Annotated in this window: 21 protein-coding genes and 2 pseudogenes; 10 read left to right on the top strand and 13 right to left on the bottom strand. The window is 68.5% G+C overall.

The window, feature by feature from the left end; all coding sequences use genetic code 11:
• Positions 1-169: 169 nt before the first annotated feature.
• The 4 genes and pseudogenes from AC3A4T_RS16180 to AC3A4T_RS16165 form a co-directional block, all read right to left on the bottom strand.
• A complete protein-coding gene (locus AC3A4T_RS16180) occupies positions 170-805 on the bottom strand; it encodes a DUF6622 family protein (protein WP_487676568.1) in 636 nt (211 codons plus the stop codon).
• Between the two features lie 148 nt (positions 806-953).
• A pseudogene (locus tag AC3A4T_RS16175) lies at positions 954-1,448 on the bottom strand (FAD/NAD(P)-binding protein); the annotation flags it as partial.
• A gap of 278 nt (positions 1,449-1,726) precedes the next feature.
• Complete coding sequence (locus tag AC3A4T_RS16170) at positions 1,727-3,103, bottom strand: alpha/beta hydrolase family protein (RefSeq protein WP_487676302.1); 1,377 nt, start codon at positions 3,101-3,103, stop codon at positions 1,727-1,729.
• Positions 3,104-3,239: 136 nt separating this feature from the next.
• On the bottom strand, positions 3,240-3,986 hold the full coding sequence (locus AC3A4T_RS16165) for a hypothetical protein (protein WP_487676301.1): 747 nt from the start codon (positions 3,984-3,986) through the stop codon (positions 3,240-3,242).
• A 94-nt stretch (positions 3,987-4,080) separates the two neighbouring features.
• On the opposite strand from AC3A4T_RS16165, the pseudogene AC3A4T_RS16160 reads away from it, so the two are divergent.
• The 4 genes and pseudogenes from AC3A4T_RS16160 (at position 4,081) to sigJ (ending at position 7,595) form a co-directional block, all read left to right on the top strand.
• Positions 4,081-5,284, top strand: a pseudogene (locus tag AC3A4T_RS16160) (sensor histidine kinase).
• A complete protein-coding gene (locus AC3A4T_RS16155; protein WP_487676567.1) occupies positions 5,284-5,922 on the top strand; it encodes a response regulator in 639 nt (212 codons plus the stop codon). Before AC3A4T_RS16160 ends, AC3A4T_RS16155 begins: the two are co-directional and overlap by 1 nt.
• A 150-nt stretch (positions 5,923-6,072) precedes the next feature.
• A complete protein-coding gene (locus AC3A4T_RS16150) occupies positions 6,073-6,516 on the top strand; it encodes a carboxymuconolactone decarboxylase family protein (RefSeq protein ID WP_487676300.1) in 444 nt (147 codons plus the stop codon).
• Positions 6,517-6,707: 191 nt separating this feature from the next.
• A complete protein-coding gene (sigJ, locus tag AC3A4T_RS16145) occupies positions 6,708-7,595 on the top strand; it encodes an RNA polymerase sigma factor SigJ (protein ID WP_487676299.1) in 888 nt (295 codons plus the stop codon).
• 91 nt (positions 7,596-7,686) lie between these two features.
• Here the strand turns inward: sigJ and AC3A4T_RS16140 are convergent, their stop codons facing one another.
• The 5 genes from AC3A4T_RS16140 to AC3A4T_RS16120 all read right to left on the bottom strand — a co-directional run bounded on the left by AC3A4T_RS16140 (position 7,687) and on the right by AC3A4T_RS16120 (position 12,846).
• Positions 7,687-8,385 carry a helix-turn-helix transcriptional regulator gene (locus AC3A4T_RS16140; protein ID WP_487676298.1) on the bottom strand — a complete coding sequence of 233 codons (699 nt, stop codon included), beginning with the start codon at positions 8,383-8,385 and terminating at the stop codon, positions 7,687-7,689.
• Positions 8,386-8,494: 109 nt separating this feature from the next.
• Positions 8,495-9,781 carry an NIPSNAP family protein gene (locus AC3A4T_RS16135; RefSeq protein WP_487676297.1) on the bottom strand — a complete coding sequence of 429 codons (1,287 nt, stop codon included), beginning with the start codon at positions 9,779-9,781 and terminating at the stop codon, positions 8,495-8,497.
• Positions 9,778-10,377 carry a hypothetical protein gene (locus AC3A4T_RS16130; RefSeq protein WP_487676296.1) on the bottom strand — a complete coding sequence of 200 codons (600 nt, stop codon included), beginning with the start codon at positions 10,375-10,377 and terminating at the stop codon, positions 9,778-9,780. The genes AC3A4T_RS16135 and AC3A4T_RS16130 overlap by 4 nt, the downstream gene beginning before the upstream one ends.
• 265 nt (positions 10,378-10,642) lie before the next feature.
• Entirely contained in the window at positions 10,643-12,184 is a 1,542-nt protein-coding gene (locus tag AC3A4T_RS16125; RefSeq protein WP_487676295.1) for an ATP-binding protein, read from the bottom strand.
• Complete coding sequence (locus AC3A4T_RS16120; RefSeq protein ID WP_056109491.1) at positions 12,181-12,846, bottom strand: response regulator transcription factor; 666 nt, start codon at positions 12,844-12,846, stop codon at positions 12,181-12,183. The genes AC3A4T_RS16125 and AC3A4T_RS16120 overlap by 4 nt, the downstream gene beginning before the upstream one ends.
• A 298-nt stretch (positions 12,847-13,144) precedes the next feature.
• Between AC3A4T_RS16120 and AC3A4T_RS16115 the strand changes: the two genes are divergently transcribed.
• Complete coding sequence (locus AC3A4T_RS16115) at positions 13,145-13,681, top strand: N-acetyltransferase family protein (protein ID WP_487676294.1); 537 nt, start codon at positions 13,145-13,147, stop codon at positions 13,679-13,681.
• 15 nt (positions 13,682-13,696) lie between these two features.
• Here AC3A4T_RS16115 and AC3A4T_RS16110 read toward each other — a convergent pair whose 3' ends face one another.
• From AC3A4T_RS16110 to AC3A4T_RS16100, 3 genes are all read right to left on the bottom strand, one after another.
• Positions 13,697-14,053, bottom strand: coding sequence for a hypothetical protein (locus AC3A4T_RS16110; protein ID WP_487676293.1), 357 nt, complete (start codon positions 14,051-14,053; stop codon positions 13,697-13,699).
• Between the two features lie 778 nt (positions 14,054-14,831).
• Entirely contained in the window at positions 14,832-15,956 is a 1,125-nt protein-coding gene (gene dinB, locus AC3A4T_RS16105; RefSeq protein WP_487676292.1) for a DNA polymerase IV, read from the bottom strand.
• A 187-nt stretch (positions 15,957-16,143) separates the two neighbouring features.
• Positions 16,144-16,641, bottom strand: coding sequence for a hypothetical protein (locus tag AC3A4T_RS16100; protein WP_487676291.1), 498 nt, complete (start codon positions 16,639-16,641; stop codon positions 16,144-16,146).
• Between the two features lie 523 nt (positions 16,642-17,164).
• Here AC3A4T_RS16100 and AC3A4T_RS16095 point away from each other — a divergent pair.
• Positions 17,165-17,710, top strand: a complete 546-nt coding sequence (locus tag AC3A4T_RS16095) for a hypothetical protein (protein WP_487676290.1) — start codon at positions 17,165-17,167, stop codon at positions 17,708-17,710.
• A gap of 100 nt (positions 17,711-17,810) precedes the next feature.
• On the opposite strand, the gene AC3A4T_RS16090 is transcribed toward AC3A4T_RS16095, so the two are convergent.
• On the bottom strand, positions 17,811-18,152 hold the full coding sequence (locus AC3A4T_RS16090) for a hypothetical protein (RefSeq protein WP_487676289.1): 342 nt from the start codon (positions 18,150-18,152) through the stop codon (positions 17,811-17,813).
• Between the two features lie 388 nt (positions 18,153-18,540).
• Here AC3A4T_RS16090 and AC3A4T_RS16085 point away from each other — a divergent pair, with 388 nt between their 5' ends.
• From AC3A4T_RS16085 to AC3A4T_RS16070, 4 genes are all read left to right on the top strand, one after another.
• Complete coding sequence (locus AC3A4T_RS16085; protein ID WP_056109507.1) at positions 18,541-19,596, top strand: class 1 fructose-bisphosphatase; 1,056 nt, start codon at positions 18,541-18,543, stop codon at positions 19,594-19,596.
• 265 nt (positions 19,597-19,861) lie between these two features.
• Positions 19,862-21,325, top strand: a complete 1,464-nt coding sequence (locus AC3A4T_RS16080) for a sigma-54 interaction domain-containing protein (RefSeq protein WP_487676288.1) — start codon at positions 19,862-19,864, stop codon at positions 21,323-21,325.
• 48 nt (positions 21,326-21,373) lie between these two features.
• Positions 21,374-22,042 carry a hypothetical protein gene (locus tag AC3A4T_RS16075; protein ID WP_487676287.1) on the top strand — a complete coding sequence of 223 codons (669 nt, stop codon included), beginning with the start codon at positions 21,374-21,376 and terminating at the stop codon, positions 22,040-22,042.
• A gap of 253 nt (positions 22,043-22,295) precedes the next feature.
• Positions 22,296-23,033 (top strand): 2OG-Fe(II) oxygenase, encoded by a 738-nt coding sequence (locus tag AC3A4T_RS16070; protein ID WP_487676286.1) that lies wholly within the window; start codon positions 22,296-22,298, stop codon positions 23,031-23,033.
• The last annotated feature ends 218 nt before the right edge of the window (positions 23,034-23,251 follow it).

Below are 23,251 nucleotides of genomic sequence, written 5' to 3'. Positions count from 1 at the left end.
AAAAGACCTCGTCACAGCGCTGCTTTTTTGCAAGACAGACTAAGCACCCAGCCACCTCGCTGCAGCGCAATCTTTTGTGGGAGGGGCTTGCGCCCCGACGCTTGTCGTTCCGATCGCAGTGAACCTCACATCGCCGCCCACCGATGTCGTAACCCGCGCGACCCAACCCTCAAGCCGCCCCAACCAGCAGATCCGTCTGCGGCGCCCGCCGCAAGCCGATCACAAACCGCAGCGCCCAACCGATGAAGAACCCGGCGCTGAATCCCGACACGTACAGATCCCAGCCCATCGCACTGTCGCGCATGTGCGGATGGGTCGCGGCGAACACCTGCAAGACGTAGTGGCCGAAGAAGATCGCCAGATTTCGCAGCAACGGCAACGCGCTGCCGGGCTGACGCACCAGGCGGTTGCGATGATCGAACTGCAGACGCTCGGGCGACAACGACCACGCCCCCAACACCGCGCCGACGAGGGCGCCGAGCAGCCAATGCGCGGCGATCTGCATCGGCGCGCCGCCGTGCGCGGCCAATCCCGACAAGCCCCAGACGATGAAGATCGCCGGCACCGTCCACACCCGCGCCAGCGGCGTGGTGTGTGGCCGCAATCGCTTGGCGCCGAGCCAGACCAGGACGAAGAACAGGGCGAACACCCAGACCGGGGTTCCTTGCAGGATGGCGTTCATGACGGGGTCTCGGCGGCGGAGCGTGGCGACAGTAGCGGCGGGTCCGCGTCCGGCGCTGACGCGGCGGACGAGGACTGCCGCGGTATGTCGACCATGCTCGTTCGCGCGGCGCGCGCGCCCCAGTCCCGGCGGTCACCGATTCGACCTGCCGGAAGTCACTCGCGCGCGTCGCCAGACGCGGCCCGACCCCGGGCAGCGGTTGCGGCGGCAGCGCGCCGACCACGAGCACCACCCGGTCGCTGACGAAATCGCTGCCATCGGCCAGATGCACGCGGAACCCGGCCGACGCGCGTTCCACCGCGATCGCTTCGTGGCGGATCTGACCGAAACCCGCGGCGCTGCCGGCGACCGCGGTCTGCAACTGCGCGTGCAGGTAGTCGTCGTACAACAAACGCGGCAGGTAACTACCGCACGCGCGATCGGTCAGGTTGAGCCAATCGGCGAAACCGCCGGGCTGGTCGGGCGTCGTGCCAGATCGCTGGCGCGCACGTTGAGCAGATGCTCGGGTCGCGCTTCGCCATAGGCCACACCCGGCCGTAACTGTCGGGCACGCCGACCAGGCACAACTCCACGTCCGGCCCCGCTTGCCACGCCAATTCGCTGGCGAGCGCGCTGCCGCTGAAACCCGCTCCGACGATGGTGATCCGCATGACTGGGCTTCGCGACGCGATTGAGGAGTCACCGTTCTGGTGAATCGCGTGAGTGCATGCGTAAAAGCGGGGTTACCGGTTCGTAAAGCGACGCCAAGGAAGCGGAACTTCGTCATTACCAATCAGCATGATGGGTGACGTGAAACTGTAATGGGGGTTGGGGTTTGGATGGTGCGTGTTATTCACCACCGCATGCGAATGGCCGATCGCGCAAGCGCGTCGCCTTATCCAATCGTAGCGAACAGTTCCCTCTCCCGCTTGCGGCGACCGAAGGAAGTGCAGAGCTGAGAGGGTTAGGGTGAGGGAGGTCATGGGGTCGTCGTTGCGATCGCGCTTGCCCTCACCCCGGCCCTCTCCCGCGAGCGGGAGAGGGAGACCAGCGATGTGCGCTGACTTACTTCGGCCCAGCCAACTGCCTGGCCTGCCCATACGGCCAGCCCTTCAACGTCCCGTGCTTGATCCAATCCAGCTGCATGCGGATATACCCCTCCGCGATGCGGGTGTGCTGACGCTCGCCCTTCGCGTCCTTCACGAATTCCAGGATGCCGTGATCGGCCTGCGGAAACACCACCGAGGTGATCGGACGGCCGGCTTCGCCCAACGCGGTCAAACGCTTCTGCGTATCCGCCGACGGCGCCTCGACGTCGTCGCCGCCGACGATCCACAACTGCGGCGTCTTCAAACTGCGCAGCACCGGCATCGGGTCGTAATCCCAGCTCACTTCGAAATCGAACTTGGCCAGCTCAGCCAGCGCTTCCTCGCGCGTATGCGATGCGATCAAGCCGCTGTACTCGCCCTTGAGCGCCTTCCACCACGGCTCGCCCTGGTACTTCGCGCGCAACGCATCGAGTTGATCGTAGCCGCGCTTGCCGCTGGTCGAAGCGATCAGGCCGGTGACGTCGCTGACCTCGCGCGCCTTGCGCAAGGTCTCGGCGTCGCCGAAACCGGCCGCGCGCAGATCCAGCACGACCTGGTCGCGGTCCTCGGCCAGCACGCCGTCGGTCAGGCCGAAGCCGACGAACACGAAGCTCGCCCGCGGCGTCTTGCTCGCCGCCAGCGGCGCGACCCACCCGCCCTGGCTGCCGCCGTGGAAACCGATCCGGCCGATCCGCTTGCGGCCCAGGCGCTGCGCTTCGCGCAGAGCCGCGGACGCGTCATCGGCCAGGTCGTGGAAATTCTGCGAGTACTTGCCGGTGGAACCGCCGGTGCCGCGCTTGTCGTAGACGAACACGCCCACGCCTTCGGCCGGAAACATGTACTGCTGGAAATACGAATCCACGCCGGAATAGCTTTCCGAGCCATGCACCAGCACCACCACCGGCACCTTGCTCTTGCCCTGCGGCAGCACCAGGCGGCCGCGCAGGCTCACGCCCTTGCCTTCGAATTGGGTGTCGACGATGTCGTACTTGAGCTTGGTGCCGGTATGACCGTCGTAGCGGATCCCTTGATCGGCGCAATCGCCGAACGAGACCGCGACCGGATCGGGCTGATCGGTCCAGCCGCGGGTGCCGACCCAGCGGCCGTTCTCCCAGCTCAGCTTGCCGACGCGTCCGTCGAACGCACGCCAGCGCAGTTGCGTGGGTTTTTCCATCTGGGTGACCGCGACCACGCTGCCGTCGTCGAGCCGGTAGGCGCCGACGTGGCAACGCTGATCGGTCGTCGCATTAGCGGCGGCGGGCGCGGCGGGTTCGGCCGCATGTGCACTGAACAGCGCACCGGCCAGCAGCGGCGCGGTCAGCCATGGGGCGGAGCGAACGATGATTGGGTTCATGTCGTGGGCCGTGACGGGAGGACTGCTGTTTGTGATGCGAGCTTCGCCGCAACGGTTGCAGCGTCGACCCGACCATCGACACAACCGTCGCCACTGTCGCTTTCGCGCAGGATGTGCTGCGCCGGACGTGCGGGGTCTACGCCGCCTCGGTGTTTGCGCGCGTCGCCGCCGGGCGCGGCGCGGTGTTGTCGAGCGCCGGCTTGGCCGCCGCCGCGCGGCCCCAGCGGCGATCGGCCCACAGCTTGGCGCCGATCGCGGTGAGCAGCGGGCCGAACCACGCCAGGTAATGCAGCATCGCGCCGTCGACCATCGGCAGCAGACGCGGCAGGCCGATGCCGAGAAACGCGATATGCACGGCGATGCCGTTGCCGATCATCGCGGTGTAATGCTCGACCAACCACCAGCGCGGCCGCGCCGCCAGCTGCTCGCGCCGGCGCCGCTTGCGCAGCATGTCCGAGCCGGTATACAGGCCGACGACGGAGAAACCGATCAACAGCGGCGCGCCGATCTTCATCCCCAGCGCCAGCATCGCCGCGCCCGATGCGATCGACAGCGCGGCCAGCGCGGTGAACACTGCGCCGGTGTAGCGGCGCACGTCGCGCTTGTCGACGATCGCGCGCCAACTGGCCCAAGTGCCGGTCGCGGTGATCACGATCAGATAGCCCAAGAACGCGGCGGTGTTCGCGTTGCCGCGATGCAGCGCGTACAAGGTCATCGGCACCGCGGTGATCACGATGCCGGTCATCGCCAGCAGGAACACCTGCCCGGCGCGGCGATGCAACACACTGCCCTTGCGCGCCAGGCCGGCCGTCCAGAAGCCGATCAGCGCCACCGCGCCGATCGCGATGTGCAGGTATTTGACGATTGCGTAAGCCGATTCCATCTCGTCCCCTCCGTTCCCGGCGGACCGGGCCGGGGCAGGCTGATGCTCGGCCGGACGCGAGGCCGCGGCAGGTCCCGGCGGTCACCACCTGCACCTGCCGGAAGTCACTTTCGGCGCGCGAGCCATTGCCAGCGCGGTGGCCGCGCCGCAGCATGCCCGGCATGACCTCGCTGCTGCGCCAGACCCTGCTGCAACCCATGAACCTGCCGGCGGTGTTGACCTGGCTGGCGGTGGCGCTGTCGCTGCGCTTCAACGAGGACAAGGATTCGCCGCTGCTGTGGACGGCGATGATCGTGTTCGCGATCTGCTTTCTCGCCCACGATGCGTTCAAGGCTCGCCAGGCTCATTGGCGGGCTTTGCTGTTCGCGCTGGAAACGGCCAGCGCCTTGACCGTGTGTCTGTACGCCTCGCGCGGCGGCGCCGCGCCGGCGCTGCTGGTGATCCTGATCGCGCAGTTGGCCATGGTCTATCCGCCGCGCGTACTGATCGCGCTGGCGGTCGCGATCAATCTGGCGCTGTACCTGATTCTGCTGCAAGCGGGCAGCCCCGCGCCGGTGGTGATCACCCTGATCTTCGCCGGCTTCCAATCCTTTTCCGCGCTGATCGCGCATTACGCGCTCAGCGCCGAACAGGCGCGCGACCGCCTCGCCCTGGTCAACGCCGACCTGCTCGCGACCCGCGCCCTGCTGGCCGACAGCGCGCGCGACGCCGAGCGCCTGCGCATGGCGCGCGAGCTGCACGACGTGGCCGGGCACAAGCTCACCGCGATGATGTTGAACCTGCGCGTGCTCGCCGCAGACGACGACTTCGCGCAACGGCGCGAAGTGTTGCTCGCGCAGCAACTGGCCGGCGAACTGCTCGGCGACATCCGCGGCGTGGTCCAGGCCCTGCGCGACACCCGCGGGCTGGACCTGGCGACGGCGCTGCGCGCGCTGGCCGCGCCGATTCCCAAGCCGACATTGCAACTGGAGATCGCCGACGACGTGCAGGTGACCGATCCGGCCCTGGCCGAAACCCTGCTGCGCGTGGTGCAGGAAGCGCTGACCAACAGCGCGCGCCATGCCGAGGCCGAGCGGGTCACGGTGCGGATCGATCGCGATGCGTCCGCGCTGCATCTGCGCATCGAAGACGACGGCCGGGTGCGTGGCGCGCTATGCGAAGGCAACGGCCTGTCGGGCCTGCGCGAACGCATCGCCGAAGCCGGCGGCCGCGCCGATATCGAGGTCGGCCCGCGCGGCGGCTTGCGCATCGATGCGAGTTTTCCCCTGACCGCCCGCACCGCCACGAGCCCCGCATGATGCTTTCCACTCCGATCCGCCTGGCCCTGGCTGACGACCAGATGCTGGTGCGCGCGGGCCTGCGCGCGCTGCTCGAACGCCTGGGCCTGGTCATCGCGTTCGAAGCCGACGACGGCCAGGCGCTGCTCGATCAATTGGTCGGCACCCCGGTGGACGTGGTACTCAGCGACATCCGCATGCCCGGCCTCGACGGCATCGAGGCGCTGGTGAAACTGCGCGAACGCGGCGATCGCACCCCGGTGCTGCTGCTGACCACCTTCGACGACAGCGACCTGCTGCTGCGCGCGACCGAGGCTGGCGCACAAGGCTTCCTGCTCAAGGACGCCGCGCCCGAAGACCTGCGCGACGCGATCGCGCGGGTCGCCGCCGGCGAAACCCTGCTGCAGCCGGTCAGCACCGAGCCGGTGCGCGCGCGTTACCGCTACCACGCCGACGACGCACCGCGCGCACTGTTCACCGAACGCGAAGTGTCGGTGCTGCGGCTGATGGCCGGCGGCTACTCGAACAAGGAAATCGCCCGGGCGATGTTCCTGGCCGAGGGCACGGTCAAGAACTACGTCTCGGTGATCCTGGAAAAACTCGATACCCGCGATCGCACGCGCGCGGTGTTGAAGGCGATCACCTTGCGGGTGATCTGAGGACTGGGACGCCCGGTCGGGGGCCTGGCCCGAGGCGCATGAGGGCCCGGATCGGGCCGCCGCGAAGTTTTTTCGTCGTCCATGTCACGGGCCGGCGGGCTGGATCGTCACTCAGGGTGTAGGCAATCCCAACCCCGAGAGGACATCAGCATGAGCAGCACCGAAGCGGTCAAGTACGAACGCGAAATCCCCGAGATCCTGACCCAGCTGGGCAAGGTCCACACCGCGATCCAGGGCGCGATCGAGGCCAACAACCTGCCGCGCGCGATCTATCACCTGATCCAGCTGCGCGCCTCGAAGATCAACGGCTGCGCGTACTGCATCAAGATGCACTTGCGCGAGGCGCGCGCCGACGGCGAGAGCAACGACCGCCTGGACCGCCTGATCGTGTGGCGCCACGTCGAGGACTTCAGCGCCGCCGAACGCGCCGCCCTGGCCTGGGCCGAGGCGCTGACCACGATCGACGCGAGCGCCGATTACGCCGACCTGCGCGGCGAGCTGCGCGCGCATTACGACGAAAAACAGATCGGCACGATCACCTCGGTGGTGATGATGATCAACCTGTGGAATCGCCTGCAGGTCTCCAAGCACTGACCGTTGTGCTCCCTCTCCCGCTCGCGGGAGAGGGCCGGGGTGAGGGCCCGACCTCATCGCGCGACTTCATCCCCCGATCCAGCACACAGCGATCCGGTCAACCCGCCGAACGTCCACAACACCGACCACGCGCGCAAAAGCCGCACCACCGCAAGCCCTATCATTCCCCCGCCTTCTTCAGCGCAGCGACCATGACCGCCTCCGACGACGCCCGCCTGTTCGCCCAATCCGCGCCGATGCTGACCGGCCTGGCCTATCGCATCCTCGGCTCGCGCGCCGACGCCGAGGACGCGGTGCAAGACACCTTCCTGAAGTGGCAGGCGACCGACCGCGACAGCATCGACAACCCCGGCGCTTGGCTGACCACCGCCTGCACCCGCCGCTGCATCGACCTGCTGCGCTCGGCGCACCGCACCCGCGTCGATTACGTCGGCTCATGGCTGCCCGAACCGATCCACACCGAGGCCGCCGGCCAACCCGAGCAGCAACTGTCGCTGGCGTCCTCGCTGTCGACCGCGTTCCTGCTGCTGCTCGAACGATTGACGCCGAAGGAACGCGCGGCCTATCTGCTGCACGAAATCTTCGATCAGCCTTATCCGGACGTCGCGCGCATTCTCGACATCGAGGAAGCGGCCTGCCGCAAGCTGGTGCAACGCGCGCGCGGCCATGTCGAACAGGCCAAGGTCCGCCACGTCACTCCGGCCGAGCAGCAGGATCAATTGCTGGCCGCGTTCGAAACCGCGCTCAGCGAAGGCCGCACCGCGCCGTTGGCGGCGCTGCTGTCGGAACAGATCACCCTGCGCGCCGATGGCGGCGGCAAGGTCACCGCGGTGGCGCAGGCGCTGCACGGCCGCGACGCGGTGCTGGGCTTCATCGAGCAGGTGCTGCATCCGGCCTGCCGCGACGACCGTTGGACCTTCGTCGACCTCAACGGCTCGCGCGGCGTGATCCTGGAACGCGCCGGCCGCATCGAGGCGGCGGTGAGCTTCGGTTACGACGAGGACGATCGCTTGCGCGACATCTTCATCATGCGCAATCCCGACAAGTTGGCGCGGCTGGAGGCGGTGGCGATTCGGTGAGGATGGGCGGTTGGCGATGGCGATAAAGGCAACCGCATCGATTGCTGGCTGGTAACGACATCGTGGATCGCACCCTGCCGCACACCTCGACTTACCCCGCGTCCAACCCCTGTGCCCCCACCGAACGCAAATACCCGTGCAAACCGCGCTCGCGGGTTTCGACGAAGGCCTCGCCGGTCGCGGCGTACTCGACGATGCGATCGGGGCGGAAGCTGCGGAAGTCCTCGCGCAGTCGGCACCATGCGCCCAGGGTCCAGCTGCCGCCCCAGAACGACAGGCACAGCGGTTCGATGTCGCGTTCGCTCGCTCGCGCTTCGCCGTCGCGGTACAGCAATCGCAGTACGCGTTGCTCCAGCACCGCGCCGTGCAACGCATCGATCAGACCGCTGGATTCGATCCGGTTGTCCAGCTGCGGCGCGAAGATCCGCGTGCGTTCGCTGCGCGCGCGCAGCTCCGGCGGCAGCACCGCTTCGATCTTGAGCAGGGCCGCGGTCGCGCCGCGGCCCAGGCGCTCGCCGCCGAAGGCGCGCACGAAACGGCTGCCGACCACCAAGGCTTCGAGCTCGTCGGGACTGAACATCAGCGGCGGAATATCCGCGCCCTTGCGCAACAGATAGCCAACCCCGGCCTCGCCTTCGATCGGCACGCCCGAGCGTTGCAGGTCGGCGACGTCGCGATAGATCGTGCGCAGCGACACTTCCAGGGTCTGCGCCAACTGCTGGGCGGTGATCGCATGGCGGCGGCCGCGCAAGGCATGGATCAGCAGGAACAGTCGGTCGGCGCGGCGCATGCGGCATGATCCCGCGCCGCGCGCGGCGGCTCAAGCGCTGGCACACGTTCGATCTCGGGCGACACGACCCGGTCGCGGCATACCGAGCATCGCAACCCCCGCCGCGCGCTCATCCGCGCAACTCCGAACGCGCGGTCGGCGACAGACGCAACCATTGCGGCGCCTGCTTGAGATCGCCGAGCAAGGCGTCGGCGAGCAGCGCGCGCCAACGCGGATCGGCCTGCACCCGCGCGATGCCATCGGCATCTGCATGACCGGCGAACCACACCAGCACCGACTCGCCCTCGCGCACCGGCAGGCGCGCGAATCCGTTCGGCGAGGTATCGGTCACGTATACACCGTGCAAGCGTGCGCCGTGTTCGCTCAGCAGCGGGGCGAAACGCTGGCGGAACAGTTCGGCGAACCCGTCCTGGGCCGGCGCATTCAAGGCGCAGATGCCGATCGCGACCACCGCATCGGGCAGCGCGCGACTGCCGCGCGGTTCGCGAGGCTGCTCCGCGACCGGAAACTCCGCGCCCGGCCATGCCGGCTTGAGCATCAGCACGTCGTCGTTATCGAGCAAGGTCGCATTGGCCGCGTCGCGATGACGCTTCCAGGTCGGCCCGAAGTAGAACGCGCTCAGCGAGGCCGTGCGCAGCGCCTGATTCGGAAACCCGCGCACCCAGGTGTAGCGGTCGTCGTGGTCGAGATCGCGGAACTGGCCGATCACGTGCATGCCGACCGCTTCCTGCGATTCGATGAATTCGTTTTCGAACAACTCGATCAAGTCGTCGCGACGGCCCGGTTGCATGCGGTACTGGCGCAGTTCGATCACCGCGTCCTCGTGCAGCAGGCGGCCGTGTTCGTCGCTGCGGCGCATCCACATATGCCAGTTGGTTTCCCAGCTGTTGCCGCCGTCGGCGGAAAATTCTTGATGCCAGTGCGCGGTGTTGGCGCTGATGTCGCTCCAGACGAAGCGCGCCATCACCGGGCGGCCGTCGTGCTCCAGTTCGCCGTCGAACACGCCACGCAAAGCGCCGCCGTCGCGCTCGAAACCGCCGCGGACCGGCGGTTCCAGCACGCCGTCGTGATTGCCGGCCCACCAGATGCTCCACTGCCGCTGTTCGATATTGAACAGACGCAAGGTCATGCCCTGGAAGGTGTCGTGCGCGCCGGGCCGGTTCCAGTCGCTGAGGAACGCGTCGACATTGCCCAGTCCGCCGAGCACCGGCTCGCAGGTCTGCTGCGCGGGGAAAATCTCCCAGTCGTCCGAGCCCGCCAGACGTTGGGTCAGGCGTTCGTTATGCACCTGCCAGCGGCCGTGCAGGAAGTCGAAATCGTGGCGGCCGTCATGGCGCGCGCTGGTGTCGTTCATGGCGTCGGTCTCGTGGCGATGCGGTGGTTCGGTGCGTTTCATGCGATCCGGGTCATCTGCATGACCCAGTTGGTTTCCCAGCTGCGGCCGCCGTCGGGCGACAGCGCCTGTTCCCAGTACACGCTGTCGGCCTGGATCCGCGACCACGTCGCGCGCGAGGGCAGCATTGCGCCGTCGTGCGCTTCCAGCCCTTCGAACACGCCCACGCCGTCGCGGAAGCCGCCGGTCAACGGCGCTTCGAGCACGCCGTCGCGGTCGCTGGCCCAGTACACCGACCATTGCCGGGTCCGCGGCTGGTACAGGCGCAGGGCGAAGCCTTCGATGCCGCCGTTCCAGTCGGTGAGGTAGCGATCGACGCTGCCCAGGCCGCCGAGCACCGGCCGGCATTCGTCGGTGGCGTCGAATTCGATCCAGTCGTTGCTGCCGGCCAGGCGCTTGGCCAGGCGGCGGTTGTGAACCTTCCAGCGACCGAAATAGAAATCGAAGTCGTGGCGGCCGTCGCTGGCCGCGGGTTTGGCATCAGCGGCGGCTTGGCCGGCGGCGGCCGGGATGGGCGCCGAGGCGTGCAGGCCCGACGCCAGGGCGGCGATGGGCGCGCTGGCGCTTAATTGCAGGATTGTTCGTCGTTGCCGGTCCATCGCGCGCTCCCCGCCGTGCCGATTGCACGCAGGCATGGTGGGCGGGGGCTGCTGCCAGCTTGTTGTCAGTAGGGATGGATGGGTAGGCGAAATCGCAACGTTGGGACAACGTCGCGCTTGCGGCTAAAAGCGAATCCCCCCTAACCCCCCTTTTCCAAAGGGGGGAATGCATGCCGGTGATTTGCCACGACATTGCGCAACCCACCTATCGGTTCCCCCCTTTGGAAAAGGGGGGTTAGGGGGATTCGCTTTTGGCGCCAGATCGCTACGCCACCACCGGCGCAGCCGGAAACCGCACACACACCTCAAACCCGCGCCCCGGACCGCGCGGGTCCTCGGCGCCGCGCTCCAGTCCCAGGCCGCATTCGATCTTCGCGCCATGGGTCTGGGCGATCCGCGCCACCAGCGACAGACCGATGCCGCTGCCGCCCTCGGGGCTGCCGGGCGCGCGGTAGAAGCGGTCGAAGATGCGCTCGCAATCCTCCGGCGCCACGCCGATGCCGTTGTCGGCCACGCGCAGCACCACGGTGCCGTCGGCTTCGGCCGTGCACGCCACCGCCACCTGGCCGTCAGCGCCGGCATGACGCACCGCGTTGTCGATCAGGTTGCGCAGCAGGATGCCGAGCTGATCGACATCGCCGAGCAATCGCGCCGGACCGGCGCGCAGGCTGATGCGCTGACGGCGCTCGCGCGCGAGGGTTTCGAAATCGCGGATCACCAACACGATCAGATCGGACAGATCCAGCGGCGCCAGCCGCACCGTCTCCGCGCCGGCATCCAGCCGGGCCAGGTCCAGCAACTGCTCCGACAAGCGCGCGCTGCGCTGCACGCCGGCGTTGAGCCGCAGCAATGCGGCGTTCTTCTCTTCCAAGGTGGTCGCGCGCAGCGCCAGCTCGGCGTGGGTGCTGAGCACCGCCAGCGGCGTGCGCAACTCGTGCGCGGCGTCGGAGATGAAGCGGCGCTCGTGCTGGACCGCGGCGTCGACGCGTTCGAGCTGATCGTTGAACGCGTCGACCAGCGGCCGGAACTCGGCCGGCAAGGCCTGAGTCGGCAACGGCGTGAGGTCGAGGGGCGGGCGGCCCTTCAAGGTGTCGCGCAAGGCGGTGATCGGACGCAGCGACATGCCGATCACCTTCCACGTTGCCAGCCCGAACAACACCAGGATCAAGGCCGCGGCGAGCAAACTGCCGACGATCCAGCCCTGCAGTTCCTTGATCGCCATGCGCTTGGTGCGGCCGACCTGCACGATCAGGCCGCGGCGCGCATCGCTGAGCGTATACACCTGCCAACGCTCGCCATCGATCATGCGCCGGGCGAAGCCGTCCTTGAACGCGGGGTTCAACGGCTGCAACGGCGCCGCCGCCGAATACACCACGTTGCGGCCCTGCGCCCAGACCTGGAAGCTCATCTTCTGATCGGCCGAGACCGGCACGGTGGCGCGCTTGGGATCGCGCGAGGGCAGCCGCTCCAATCCTTCGGGCATCGACGCGAGCACTTGTTCGGCGATCTCGCGCAGCGAATTGTCGAGCATCCCGGAATGCTCGCGGCTGAGCTGCCACACCTGGCAGGCCAGCCATACGAACCACGCCAGCAGCACGGTCTTGAGCAGCACCCAGGTCAGGGTCCAGCGCAGCGAACGGCCGCCGTCGAAGCTGTGGTGACGGGCGTGGTGGCGCTCGTGCCAGGCGCGGTGGCGCGCTTCGAGTTCGCACCAGCGCGCGCGCCGGCTTTCCTCGTGCTCGCTCGCCGAAGGCGCGCGCGCGTCGGCGTCGTTGCTCGCCGGCGTGTCGCCGCCGATCGCGCTCATGCCGACACTCCGCCGATGCGATAGCCGTAACCGTGCACGGTCACGATCAATTGTTCGCCGAGCTTGCGCCGCAGCTGATGCACGTACACCGCGATGGTGTTGCTCTCGATCGTGCCGGAGCTGCCGTATACCGATTCTTCCAGTTGCTCGCGCGTGACCACCCGGCCCTGGCGTTCGAGCAGCAGCATCAGGGTGCGGAATTCATGGCCGCTGAGCGCGACCGGCTCGCCGTCGCGGGTCACCAGCCGCCGCGCCGGATCCAGTACCACGGTGCCGCAGCTGAGCACCGGCGACACCCGACCCTGGCTGCGCCGCATCACCGCGCGCAGGCGCGCGCACAGTTCGTCGAGCTGGAATGGTTTGACGATGTAGTCGTCGGCGCCGGCATCGAGCCCGGCGATGCGTTCGCTGAGCTTGTCGCGCGCGGTCACGATCAACACCGGGGTGGCGTCGTAGCGGTTGCGCAGGGTCGCCAGCACGCCCAGGCCGGAGCCGCCGGGCAGGCCGACGTCGAGCACCACCGCGTCGAAGTTGTGATCGACCAGCGCGGTCTTGGCCAACGGCGCGTCGGCGACCCACTCCACGCACCAACCGTCGTGGGTGAGTCCCGCGCGCACCGCTTCGGCCAGCATCGCGTCGTCTTCCACCAACAAAATGTTCATACCTGGTACTGCGTCACCTGGTCGCATCGTCGTTTGCACCATGCCCACGCACGATTAAAAACTTCTTAAAGGCCGGCGCGCACGATGGCCCGCATGCTCGCTCCCATCACGCCGCCATGACCGTTGCCCACCGCACCACCGCCTCGCAGGCGCGAATCGGCCGGTCCTGGCCGCGCCATCGGTCCGCGGCGTCGATGCTACGCCTGTGGCCGGCGCGCGACCGTGGCGGCGATCGGCCCGGTCGCGGCGCATGCGCGCCGCAGCGCATCCCCTTCCTCCCCCGTCCCGGACGTCCGCGATGAATGCCCCGCTCGCCGTATCCGAAACCGCCGCCCTCCGCCCCGTGCCCGCTCCCGGGCTGGTGGTGCGTCCCGTCGTCCGCGCCGATGCGCCGACCCTGATCGCCCTGTGCGACGAGCACGCCGGCAACCGCGCGCTCGAGCGCCGACCCTACGGCCCACCGCGCGCGCAGCCGCTGGAACTGCTGGAGGTGTTGTTCGAGCCGCCGTTCGGCGCCTGGGCCTGGATCGCCGAAATCGACGGCGCGGTGGTCGGCTACGCCAGCGCGACCGCCGGCTTCTCGATGCTCGAACGCGCCTACTGCCTGCATCTGGACGAGCCTTACCTGCGCCCGCCCGGCCGCGACCGCGGCGTGGAGACCGAACTGCTGCGCCATGCGCTCGACGCCGCCCAGCGCTTCGGTTGCCTCAACCTGCAATGCCAGTCGCCGGCCTGGAGCGAGGCCGCTCGCGAACTCGACGCGCCGCTGCGCGCGGTGCGGGTGGAGGCAGTGAAGTATGTGGTGCGAACAGAAGGGGAGACCGCACAGGCTTGAAGGCGCGGTCTTGGGCTACCGCACTCCGCGCGCTATTTTGAAGTACCCCATTTTGCGCAGTGACTTCAGGTGGTACTTGCGGAAATAGAGCACGCCGGGAATCAGAGAGAGCACGTACCCAGCGATAAAGCTCAATAGGTAGAGGGGCTGCGCTAGCGCGCCTTCGCGCTCTGCATCGATGGAGCTCATTATTCCCAGCAACTGCAACGCGATCACACAAGCCATCAGCAAGTAGACGGTCATTCCGGCGCTAACGCGCAATAGCGCCGGAGCCCTCGCCGCCAACGACAACAGCCACGCATAGCCGGCGAACACCGGAATCCACAGCCCGGCCCAGACGGCGAAATACACCAGGATTGCCAACCAGATCATGCGGGGCCTGCGTTGGGTTAAGGGGGTGCGACCGTTGCATCATCCCCCACCGGCGCGTCTTCCAACAACCGTGATTTCGCGCGCGCCCCTGTAGGAGCGGCGTGAGCCGCGACCGCGACCTCTCGGCGGCGACGCACGCGCGGTTTCGCGGTCGCGGCTCACGCCGCTCCTACAGTCGCTTTCGGCCGCATTTTCGGCATCTGACACGCCTTGGCAGTCACCGGCCCGAAGCCAAGCCGCACGCGGCTCACCAGCTGCGCGCGTAGGTCACGCAATCCCCCTGTAGGAGCGGCGTAAGCCGCGACCGCGACCTCTCGATAACGACGCAAGCGAGGTTTCGCGGTCGCGACTTGCGTCGCTCCTACAGTCGCTTTCGGCCGCATTTTCGGCATCTGACACTTCTTGGCAGTCACCGGCCCGAAGCCAAGCCGCACGCGGCTTACCAGCTGCGCGCGTGGGTCACGCAATCCCCTTGTAGGAGCGGCGTGAGCCGCGACCTCTCGGCTACGGCGCAAGCGTGGTTTCGCGGTCGCGACTTGCGGCGCTCCTACAGTCGCTTTCGGCCGAATCTTCGGCGTCTGGCGTCACTTGAAAGTCGACAGACTGGAGCGAGATCACATGGCTCCCAAGGTACGCGCGTGATCACGCAAACCCCCTGTAGCAGCGGCGCAAGCCGCGACCGCGACCGCGACCTCTCGGCGGCGACGCACGCGCGGTTTCGCGGTCGCGGCTCACGCCGCTCCTACAGTCGACTTCCGCCACATCGCGCTGTCTTGCGTTAGCGCTCGTCCATGTCGTCGTCGCCATCGAACAGATCGGTCTGCAACATCGCCGCGTCTTCGTCTTCATCGACGAAACCCGACAGCCCCACGCCCACCAGCCGGTACAAGGTCTGCGCCGGCAGATCGACGCGCGCGCGCAGGCCGCTGGCGAGATCGGCCAGTTCGGCTTCGCCGCTGGGCGGGTGCGGCGCGGTCAGGCTGCGGGTCAGGATGCGGAAGTCCGAAGTCTTGAGCTTGAGCACCACCGTGCGCGCGATCCGTCCCGGGTTGCGCTGCAGTTCGCGCTGATAGCCGGCCCAGGTCTTGCCGGCGAGGCGGCGGATGTCGGTCTCGACCTGCTCCAGCGGCAGATCCCGCTCGAAGGTGTCTTCCGAGGAAATCTGCAGGGTCGGCCGCTCCGGTTCGACCGGATGCTCGTCGATGCCGTGCGCCAGTTCGTGCAGGCGCCGGCCCCAGCGGCCGAAACGCTGCTCCAGCGCTAGCGCGCCGAGCGCGCGCAGGTCGGTGACCACGCTCACGCCCAGTTCGGCCAGCTTGGCCTCCATGACCTTGCCCACGCCGGGCAAGCGCCCGACCGGCAGCGGCGCCAGGAAGGCTTCGACCTGATGCGGCTTGACCACGAACAGACCATCGGGCTTGTTCCAGTCCGAAGCGATCTTGGCCACGAACTTGTTCGGCGCGACGCCGGCCGACGCGGTCAGCCGGGTTTCCTCGCGGATCGCGTCGCGGATCGCTTCGGCGGTCGCGGTCGCCGACGGCAGCCCGGTCTTGGTCGTGGTGACGTCCAGGTAGGCTTCGTCCAGCGACAACGGCTCGATCAGGTCGGTGTGGCGGGCGAAGATTTCGCGCACCTGGCGCGACACCGCCTTGTAGCGCACGAAGTCCGGCGGCACGAACACCGCGTGCGGACACAAACGCTCCGCGCGTACCGCCGGCATCGCCGAACGCACGCCGAACTTGCGAGCCTCGTAACTGGCCGCGCACACCACCGAGCGCGCGCCGCGCCAGGCCACCACCACCGGCTGGCCGCGCAGTTCGGGCGCATCGCGCTGCTCCACCGACGCATAGAACGCGTCCATGTCGACATGCAGGATCTTGCGGCGGGGCGCGGACTCGGGCACACGATCGGCGAAAGCTCGGGTGCGTGCATGGTAGCGCCTGGCCGCGCGGCGGCCGTTGCCGGCGCGGGTGGATTGGCGCCGGGTACGGTCATGTCGCGTCGATCGCGTCGGGCGCCGGACGAACCCGCGCGCGATGCAACGCCGCGCGCGGGTCGATGCTCGAAATCCGGCCGCGCGGGCACCGGACTCAACGCGGAACCGGATACGCGGTATAGAGCACCCAGCGCCGGTTGATGAAGCGCATCACCACGCGCACCGTATTGGTCTGGATTTCGCGACCGGCGGTGCACACGCCGGCGGCGTTGGCGGCGGTGCACTGGTACGAGAAGAACTGGATCGGCAGATCGCGCGCGGCCTCGGCGTCGGGCAGCGGGTTCTGCGCGCAATACAGCGGCGGGTTCTGCGCGGCCAGGGTGTTGTAGGCCTCGGTCCAATCCTGCGCGTCGCGAAACAAGGTGCGGTTGTTCTGGGTGAAGCCCTGCGGCGGCACCTGGCCGCGGATGTGGGCGTTGAGGTGCCCGCCGTATTCGTTGTTCATCAGCGGCGAGGACGAAATCTGCACGGTGTTGATGTTGGTGCAGGCGACCTGGGCGAACGCCGGCGCGGCGCACAGGGCCAGCGGAACGGCGAGCGCGGCGAGGGCGCGGCGGGCGGTGGGGACGCGACGCGAGGCGGCGTGGATCATGGCGAACTCCGGTTGGGAAAAGAAACACGAGGCGGGACCGGCGCGCGCTGCGGGCCGGCCGGCCCGACGGGACCGATGCGGGTTGCCTGGAGAAACGCCTCGCGAGCGGGTTCGTGAATCCGCGACCGGCGCGAATACGGACGGCGTGACGAGCGCTTGGGCGACGAGCGCGCGCGCCGCGCCTATCGGCTGATTTGCGATCGTCGAGAACCCGGCCGATAGCGACTGTAGGAGCGGCGTGAGCCGCGACCGCCAAACCTCGCTTGCGTCGCCGCCGAGAGGTCGCGGTCGCGGCTCGCGCCGCTCCTACAGGAGGATTGCGTGACTCACGCGCGCAGCTGGCAAGCCGCGTGGGCTCGCTTCAGGCCGGCGACTATCAATGACGTCAGAAGGGTTTCTGCGCCCGAAGCCCAGAGTCGCGATGACCGATGCTCGCCATCGCAATCGGATTGAACGAACCATTCCCGAGTCGGGCGACGCCGCGCCCCATTCACGGCCACGCCGACCCCGCGTTCTGACTGGCATGACGCATCCCCCCAGCCCGCGGACCGACGCCGGCGATACCACCGCCATCGCCCACCCTTACTTCGCCGGACTGCCGGCGCCGGATTCGAGCGATTTCGAATCGCTGTGCCGGTTCTGCGAAGACCACCGCGTCACCGTGCTCGCCTCGCTGCCGTGGGTCGCCGCCGAGGTCGCCGCGCTCGGCGGGTTCGCCGCGATGCTGCGGCTGGTGCGCCGCCACGGCGGCCGCAGGCTGTATCTGCCGCGCGGCCGCACCGCGTGTTCGGTGCGTCTGGGCGTGGCCCTGGACGCGCCGACTCACCGGCGCCTGCTCGACCGCGCCAGCGCCGCCGGCACCATCGAGATCCCGTCGGCCTGGGGCGTGTTCGTCGGCCTGCGCCGGGTCGCGATCCGCGCCGCGGTGCGCGCCGGACGCAGCCAGCGCGAGGTCGCCCAGAGCTTCGGGGTGACCGAGCGCCATCTGCGCCGCGAAGCCGATTCGATCCAGCTGGCCGACCGCCCCGCCGCCGACCCGGACGACGCTACCTCAGGGCCGAAGAACTGAGCGCGGCCCGCCGCGCGCGTTCACGGCCGCGCGGCGATCGCGTTCCACCCGGCGCGCGTCCCCTCCGCATCCCCTTCAAGAACAGGCCCGCCGCCTGATGTCATGCACTGCTATCTTCGGGCCGGCGCAGATCCAATCGGCAGTGGAGACAGACGTCGGTCTGATAGTTGGTGCATGCCCTGTCGTCGGACGGGTCGGGGGCCACCCACTGGTGCGGCGTGTTGCCACAGGTCGGGCAGCGAAATTGATCGGCGCTGTTGAGTCGCCGAACGGAGCGCACGCTCAGACCCACCAGAATGAAGATCGCGATGGCTACCGAAGCGACGACGACGATGGTCGACTGCGCGAGGCTGCCCAGCAGGGCGATGACAATCGCGATCCAGGCAAGCAGCGGACCGGAATCGGTGGGCGCCCTCAGCCGGTTGTACTCCGCCAGTTTCATGCGTCCAAGGCCCCGCGGAGCCTGTGCGGTTCGATGGCTGCAAGATAGCAGTGCAGAAGGCGAACGCCGCTATCGACACGTTTCGGTTCGCATCGCGAGCAGGCCAGGTCGTGATCGCAATCAGGATGCTCCGATCACAGCAGCATCCCGACAGCAAGACCGGCGTTTTCGATGCGCCGTGCGCTCAGTCTGGGGCCGGCCCTAGTGGACCCACCGCGGGCAGCATGCCGTCCAGGCCAAGCCAGAACGCGGCGGCGGCCCCGGCGCGCAACCGGCCCACCCGGCCTCGCCCGCACTCCCGCAAAAACTGAACGCGTCGCGCAGCGGCCACCCGGCCGGTCATCCGCATCGGCGACAATGGCGGCCCTCGCCGCCACCGCCCCGAGCCATGTCCGCCGCCCTCAATCCCAGCACCAGCCCGATTTCCCTGACCCGTTACCTGATCGAAGAACAGCGCGCCGGGCGCATCAACCCCGACCTGCGCCTGCTGATCGAGGTCGTCGCCCGCGCCTGCAAGACCATCTCGATCGCGGTCGGCAAGGGCGCGCTGGGCGGCGTGCTCGGCGAGGCCGGCACGCCCGGCGAGGCCAGCATGAACATCCAGGGCGAGGCGCAGAAGAAGCTCGACGTGCTCAGCAACGAGATCCTGCTCGAGGCCAACGCCTGGGGCGGCCACCTCGCCGGCCTGGCCTCGGAGGAAATGGACACCTCGCACCCGATCCCGGACGTCTACCCGCGCGGCAACTACCTGCTGCTGTTCGATCCGCTCGACGGCTCCAGCAACATCGACGTCAACATCTCGGTCGGCACGATCTTCTCGGTGCTGCGCTGCCCCGACGGCGTCACCCAGGCCGCCGACAAGGACTTCCTGCAGCCCGGCAGCGAACAGGTCTGCGCCGGCTACACCACCTACGGCCCGAGCACGATGCTGGTGCTGACCATCGGCAACGGCACTCATTCCTTCACCCTGGACCGCGAAGTCGGCAGCTTCGTGATGACCACGCGCGGCATGCGCATTCCCGAGGACACCAAGGAATTCGCGGTCAACATGTCCAACCAGCGCCACTGGCAGCCGCCGATGCAGGCCTACGTGGGCGATCTGCTGGCCGGCAAGGAAGGCCCGCGCGGCAAGGACTTCAACATGCGCTGGGTGGCCTCGATGGTCGCCGACGTGCATCGCATCCTGACCCGCGGCGGCATCTTCAGCTATCCGCTCGATGCCAAGTGCGCGGCCCAGGGCGGCAAGTTGCGGCTGATGTACGAGGCCAACCCGATGGCGTTCCTGGTCGAACAGGCCGGCGGCGCGGCCAGCACCGGCCGCCAGCGCATGCTTGAGGTCGAACCGACCGGCCTGCACATGCGCGTGCCGGTGTTCCTGGGCAGCAAGAGCGAAGTCGAAACCGCGGTGCGTTACCACCACGAGTACGACGCCGAGCAGGGCTGAGCCCGCTCGGGTTTTGCTATCGCGTGTCGTCGGCCGTCCCGGCGGGACCCGATGGCGCGCCGCCGCCGCGCCGGTCGGCCTTGCTCCGATCGGCTCCAGGCCAGCCGCGCCGTTCGCGCGCGGACGCTTCCTCCCGGCTCGGGCGACAGCGCTTAAACGCGCCGCGCCCGCGGCACCGGCCGTCGATGACCGGCTTTTGCCGCGCCCCGCGTTTGCCTAAGGACTTGCAGGGGCTGGCGCATTTGCGCCGGCGGGGAAGCTTCCGATGTCCAACACCACTCGCGGCGACTTGGGGAGTCGTCGCACCAACAGCCGTCACGCCGCCGCGCGCTCGATCGCCTCGCGCGGCGACGGCGCGCGCGAGCTGATCTACCTCAGCCCCGGCGGGGCCGGCCGCATGCATGCGCTGGCGCCGCTGCAGACCCTGGGCTGGACCCTGCGCCGCGCCGCCGACGCGCGCGCCGCCCTGCGCATGCTGCAGTCGCAGCCGCAGCTGCCGCACGCGGTGCTGATCGACCTGCGCGAGGGCTTCGACGCGCGCGATCTGGACGAACTCGGCCCGGCCCTGGCGACCCAGAACGCCGGCTGGATCGCCGGCATCGCCGCGGCCCAGCTCGACGACGAACACGCGCGCCGGCTGATCCGCGACTACTGCTACGACTACGTCACCCTGCCCTGCCCGGAAGCGGTGCTGCACACGGTGATCGGCCACGCCTACGGCATGGCCGCGCTGGCCTGCGGCCACGACGCCGACAGCATCGGCGCCGGCGGGGTCGACGGCATGATCGGCGAGAGCCAGCCCATCCGCAGCCTGTGCCGCGGCCTGCACAAGGCCGCCGCCACCGACGCGCCGGTGTTCATCGCCGGCGAAACCGGCACCGGCAAGGAACTGGCCGCGATGGCGGTCCACCGCCACTCGCATCGCCAGCGCCATCCCTTCGTCGCGATCAACTGCGGCTCGATCCCGCACCCCCTGGTCCAGTCCGAACTGTTCGGTTACGAGCGCGGCGCCTTCGCCGGCGCGCACCAGCGCAAGCTCGGCCGGATCGAGATGGCCAACGGCGGCACCTTGTTCCTCGACGAAATCGGCGACCTGCCGATGGACAGCCAGGCCGCGCTGCTGCGGTTCCTGCAGCAAGGCTCGATCGAGCGCCTGGGCGGCCACGAACAGATCCCGGTCGACGTGCGCATCGTCTCGGCCAGCCACCACGACCTCGACGACGCCATCGCCGCCGGGCGCTTTCGCGCCGATCTGTTCCATCGCCTGTGCGTGCTGCGGCTGGAGCAACCGCCGCTGCGCGAACGCGGCGGCGACATCGACCTGATCGCCGACCACGCGTTGCAGCGCTACGCCCAGGAAACCTCGCGCGGGATCAAGGGCTTTTCGCCGTGCGCGCGCCAGGCCCTGCACCGCCACCCGTGGCCGGGCAACGTGCGCGAACTGATCAACCGCGTGCGCCAGGCGGTGATCATGGCCGAAGGCCGCTACATCACCGCCGCCGACCTGCACATCGACGACGCTGGCGACGGCCTGCCGATCACCCTGGAGGAAGCCCGCGATGCCGCCACCCGCGAAGCGATCGAACGCGCCCTGCACCGCAACCGCCGCCGGCTGGGCGAATCGGCGCGCGAACTGGGCGTGTCGCGGGTGACCTTGTACCGGCTGATGCAGCGCCTGGGCATGCGCGGCAGCGAGGACGAAGCCGACGAGGAATCTCAGGCCGTGTGACGCCGATCACGCACAATTTCCGGACCAACCAAGACGGGGAAGTCGGGGATGAAGCCAAGGATTTCGGTCAACCAGCTCGGCGAATACATGACGGCCACGCCGTCGCGGCGGCGGCAGATCGTCAGGGACCAGAAGAACCCGCCGCTGTTCAAATCCACCCGCTACCGCGACGCGCGCGAAGTCATCGCCGATCACATCGCCTCGAACATGGTCGACGACGCGGCCGCGCTGGCCGCGGCCGAAGCGCTGCGCGAGAACGCCGAGGGCAGCGACTTCGCGATCCAGGACCGGATCCATTCGGCGCATGCGATCACCGCGTTCCTGGATATCTGTGAAGACATGAAGATCGGCGCGCTGACCGCGGTGCGGGTCGACACGTTTTCCAGCGACGGGCTGGAACTGGCCGGGGTCAAGGTGGTGATGCGTCCGGAGGCCTTGCTGCTGGACCCGGCGACGCAGGAAGTCGTCGGCTGCGTCAAGCTGCACTTCTCGCGCACCCAGCCATTGGATGGCCGCAGCGCCGCCTACGTCGCGACCGCGCTGCGCGCGCATCTGGAGCAGAACCTGTCCGCGCCCGGCACGGTCAATCCGGATCGCTGCTACGTCGTCGATATCGCCACCCGCAGCATTCTGAGCGCGCCGAAGGCCAACAAACGCCGGCTCGGCGATCTGGGCGCGGCGTGCGAGGAGATCAAGGACCGCTGGGTCGGGGTGTGAGCGCGGCGCGGCGATCGCTCGCCGAGCGTCCGCCGTAATGCCGGATCGACGCGCGAGCGGGCCGTGACCGCATGGCTCACTCGCGCCGGTGTACGCCGGCCTTCAAGTGGCTGAAATGGTTCGCGATTCAGCCGACGCTTCGCGACGCGGGCCGGGCCTCGCGCGCCGGCTTTTTGCAAGCCAGCGCGCGCATGCGAGGATGCCCACCTTGCCCGCGCTCGCGGCGGGGCGCCTTCCTGCAGCCATCCACGCCATGTCATCGACCCCCGACTCCAGCGAAACCAGCGATTCCGGCGCCGCCGATTTCATCGAGGTCTATCCACAGGCGTTGACGCGCGAGCAATGCGCGGCGCTGGTGCAGCGCTTCGACGCCAGCGGCGACAGCGAACCGGGCCGGGTCGGCGGCGGGGTGATGCCCGACCTCAAGGACAGCCGCGATCTCACCATCACCGGCCGCGAAGGCTGGAAGGACATGGAGCTCGCCTTGAACCTGGCGGTGTTCCGCGGCCTGTTGCAGTACCTGCGCCGCTATCCGCACACGATGATCGCGCCGCTGATGCTCGAAGCGCCGAGCACCGACGGCAAGCGCCACCGGCTCACCGCCGAGCGGGTGGCCGAGATGGACGACAACGCGCTGTCGCCGATCGCCCAGACCGTGTTCCGTCCCGGCGCGATCAACCTGCAGCGCTACACCGCCAACCGCGGCGGCTATCCGTATTGGCATTGCGAGCTGTACCCGCGCGACCAGAGCGCGGAGACGCTGCACCGGCACGTGCTGTGGACGATCTACTTGAACGACGGCTTCGAGGAAGGCGAAACCGAATTCCTCTATCAGCGCCGCAAGATCGCGCCGCGCGCGGGCGACCTGCTGATCGCGCCGGCCGCGTTCACCCACACCCATCGCGGCAATCGGCCCAAGGGTGGGGATAAGTACATCGCGACCAGCTGGATTCTGTTTCAGCGTGCCGAGCGGTTGTACGCGGGCGGGTAAGGGGTACCGCTGCCAGGAAGTGCTCGTGCGAAGAGCGAATCCCCCGGCGCTGACGGTGTTGTCGCTGCGACGCTTTTCGCCGGGCGCCGGCCCCCTTTTTCAAAGTGGGCTCGTTGGCGCGCTTGATGGTGTATTCGGGAATCGGGAATCGGGAATCGGGAATCGGGAATCGGGAATCGGGAATCGGGAATCGGGAATCGGGAATCGGGAATCGGGAA

The sequence above is a fragment of the Lysobacter sp. Soil_N_51 genome (assembly GCF_057655755.1).
This window is presented reverse-complemented; position numbering and strand designations above follow the sequence as displayed.

Excerpts from the sequence above, each read along its gene's own strand:
- AC3A4T_RS16170 (WP_487676302.1), bottom strand. The coding sequence starts at position 3,103 with ATGAACCCAATCATCGTTCGCTCCGCCCCATGGCTGACCGCGCCGCTG.
- AC3A4T_RS16165 (WP_487676301.1), bottom strand. The coding sequence starts at position 3,986 with ATGGAATCGGCTTACGCAATCGTCAAATACCTGCACATCGCGATCGGC.
- AC3A4T_RS16155 (WP_487676567.1), top strand. The coding sequence starts at position 5,284 with ATGCTTTCCACTCCGATCCGCCTGGCCCTGGCTGACGACCAGATGCTG.
- AC3A4T_RS16150 (WP_487676300.1), top strand. The coding sequence starts at position 6,073 with ATGAGCAGCACCGAAGCGGTCAAGTACGAACGCGAAATCCCCGAGATC.
- sigJ (WP_487676299.1), top strand. The coding sequence starts at position 6,708 with ATGACCGCCTCCGACGACGCCCGCCTGTTCGCCCAATCCGCGCCGATG.
- AC3A4T_RS16140 (WP_487676298.1), bottom strand. The coding sequence starts at position 8,385 with ATGCGCCGCGCCGACCGACTGTTCCTGCTGATCCATGCCTTGCGCGGC.
- AC3A4T_RS16135 (WP_487676297.1), bottom strand. The coding sequence starts at position 9,781 with ATGAAACGCACCGAACCACCGCATCGCCACGAGACCGACGCCATGAAC.
- AC3A4T_RS16130 (WP_487676296.1), bottom strand. The coding sequence starts at position 10,377 with ATGGACCGGCAACGACGAACAATCCTGCAATTAAGCGCCAGCGCGCCC.
- AC3A4T_RS16125 (WP_487676295.1), bottom strand. The coding sequence starts at position 12,184 with ATGAGCGCGATCGGCGGCGACACGCCGGCGAGCAACGACGCCGACGCG.
- AC3A4T_RS16120 (WP_056109491.1), bottom strand. The coding sequence starts at position 12,846 with ATGAACATTTTGTTGGTGGAAGACGACGCGATGCTGGCCGAAGCGGTG.
- AC3A4T_RS16115 (WP_487676294.1), top strand. The coding sequence starts at position 13,145 with ATGAATGCCCCGCTCGCCGTATCCGAAACCGCCGCCCTCCGCCCCGTG.
- AC3A4T_RS16110 (WP_487676293.1), bottom strand. The coding sequence starts at position 14,053 with ATGATCTGGTTGGCAATCCTGGTGTATTTCGCCGTCTGGGCCGGGCTG.
- AC3A4T_RS16100 (WP_487676291.1), bottom strand. The coding sequence starts at position 16,641 with ATGATCCACGCCGCCTCGCGTCGCGTCCCCACCGCCCGCCGCGCCCTC.
- AC3A4T_RS16095 (WP_487676290.1), top strand. The coding sequence starts at position 17,165 with ATGACGCATCCCCCCAGCCCGCGGACCGACGCCGGCGATACCACCGCC.
- AC3A4T_RS16090 (WP_487676289.1), bottom strand. The coding sequence starts at position 18,152 with ATGAAACTGGCGGAGTACAACCGGCTGAGGGCGCCCACCGATTCCGGT.
- AC3A4T_RS16085 (WP_056109507.1), top strand. The coding sequence starts at position 18,541 with ATGTCCGCCGCCCTCAATCCCAGCACCAGCCCGATTTCCCTGACCCGT.
- AC3A4T_RS16080 (WP_487676288.1), top strand. The coding sequence starts at position 19,862 with ATGTCCAACACCACTCGCGGCGACTTGGGGAGTCGTCGCACCAACAGC.
- AC3A4T_RS16075 (WP_487676287.1), top strand. The coding sequence starts at position 21,374 with ATGAAGCCAAGGATTTCGGTCAACCAGCTCGGCGAATACATGACGGCC.
- AC3A4T_RS16070 (WP_487676286.1), top strand. The coding sequence starts at position 22,296 with ATGTCATCGACCCCCGACTCCAGCGAAACCAGCGATTCCGGCGCCGCC.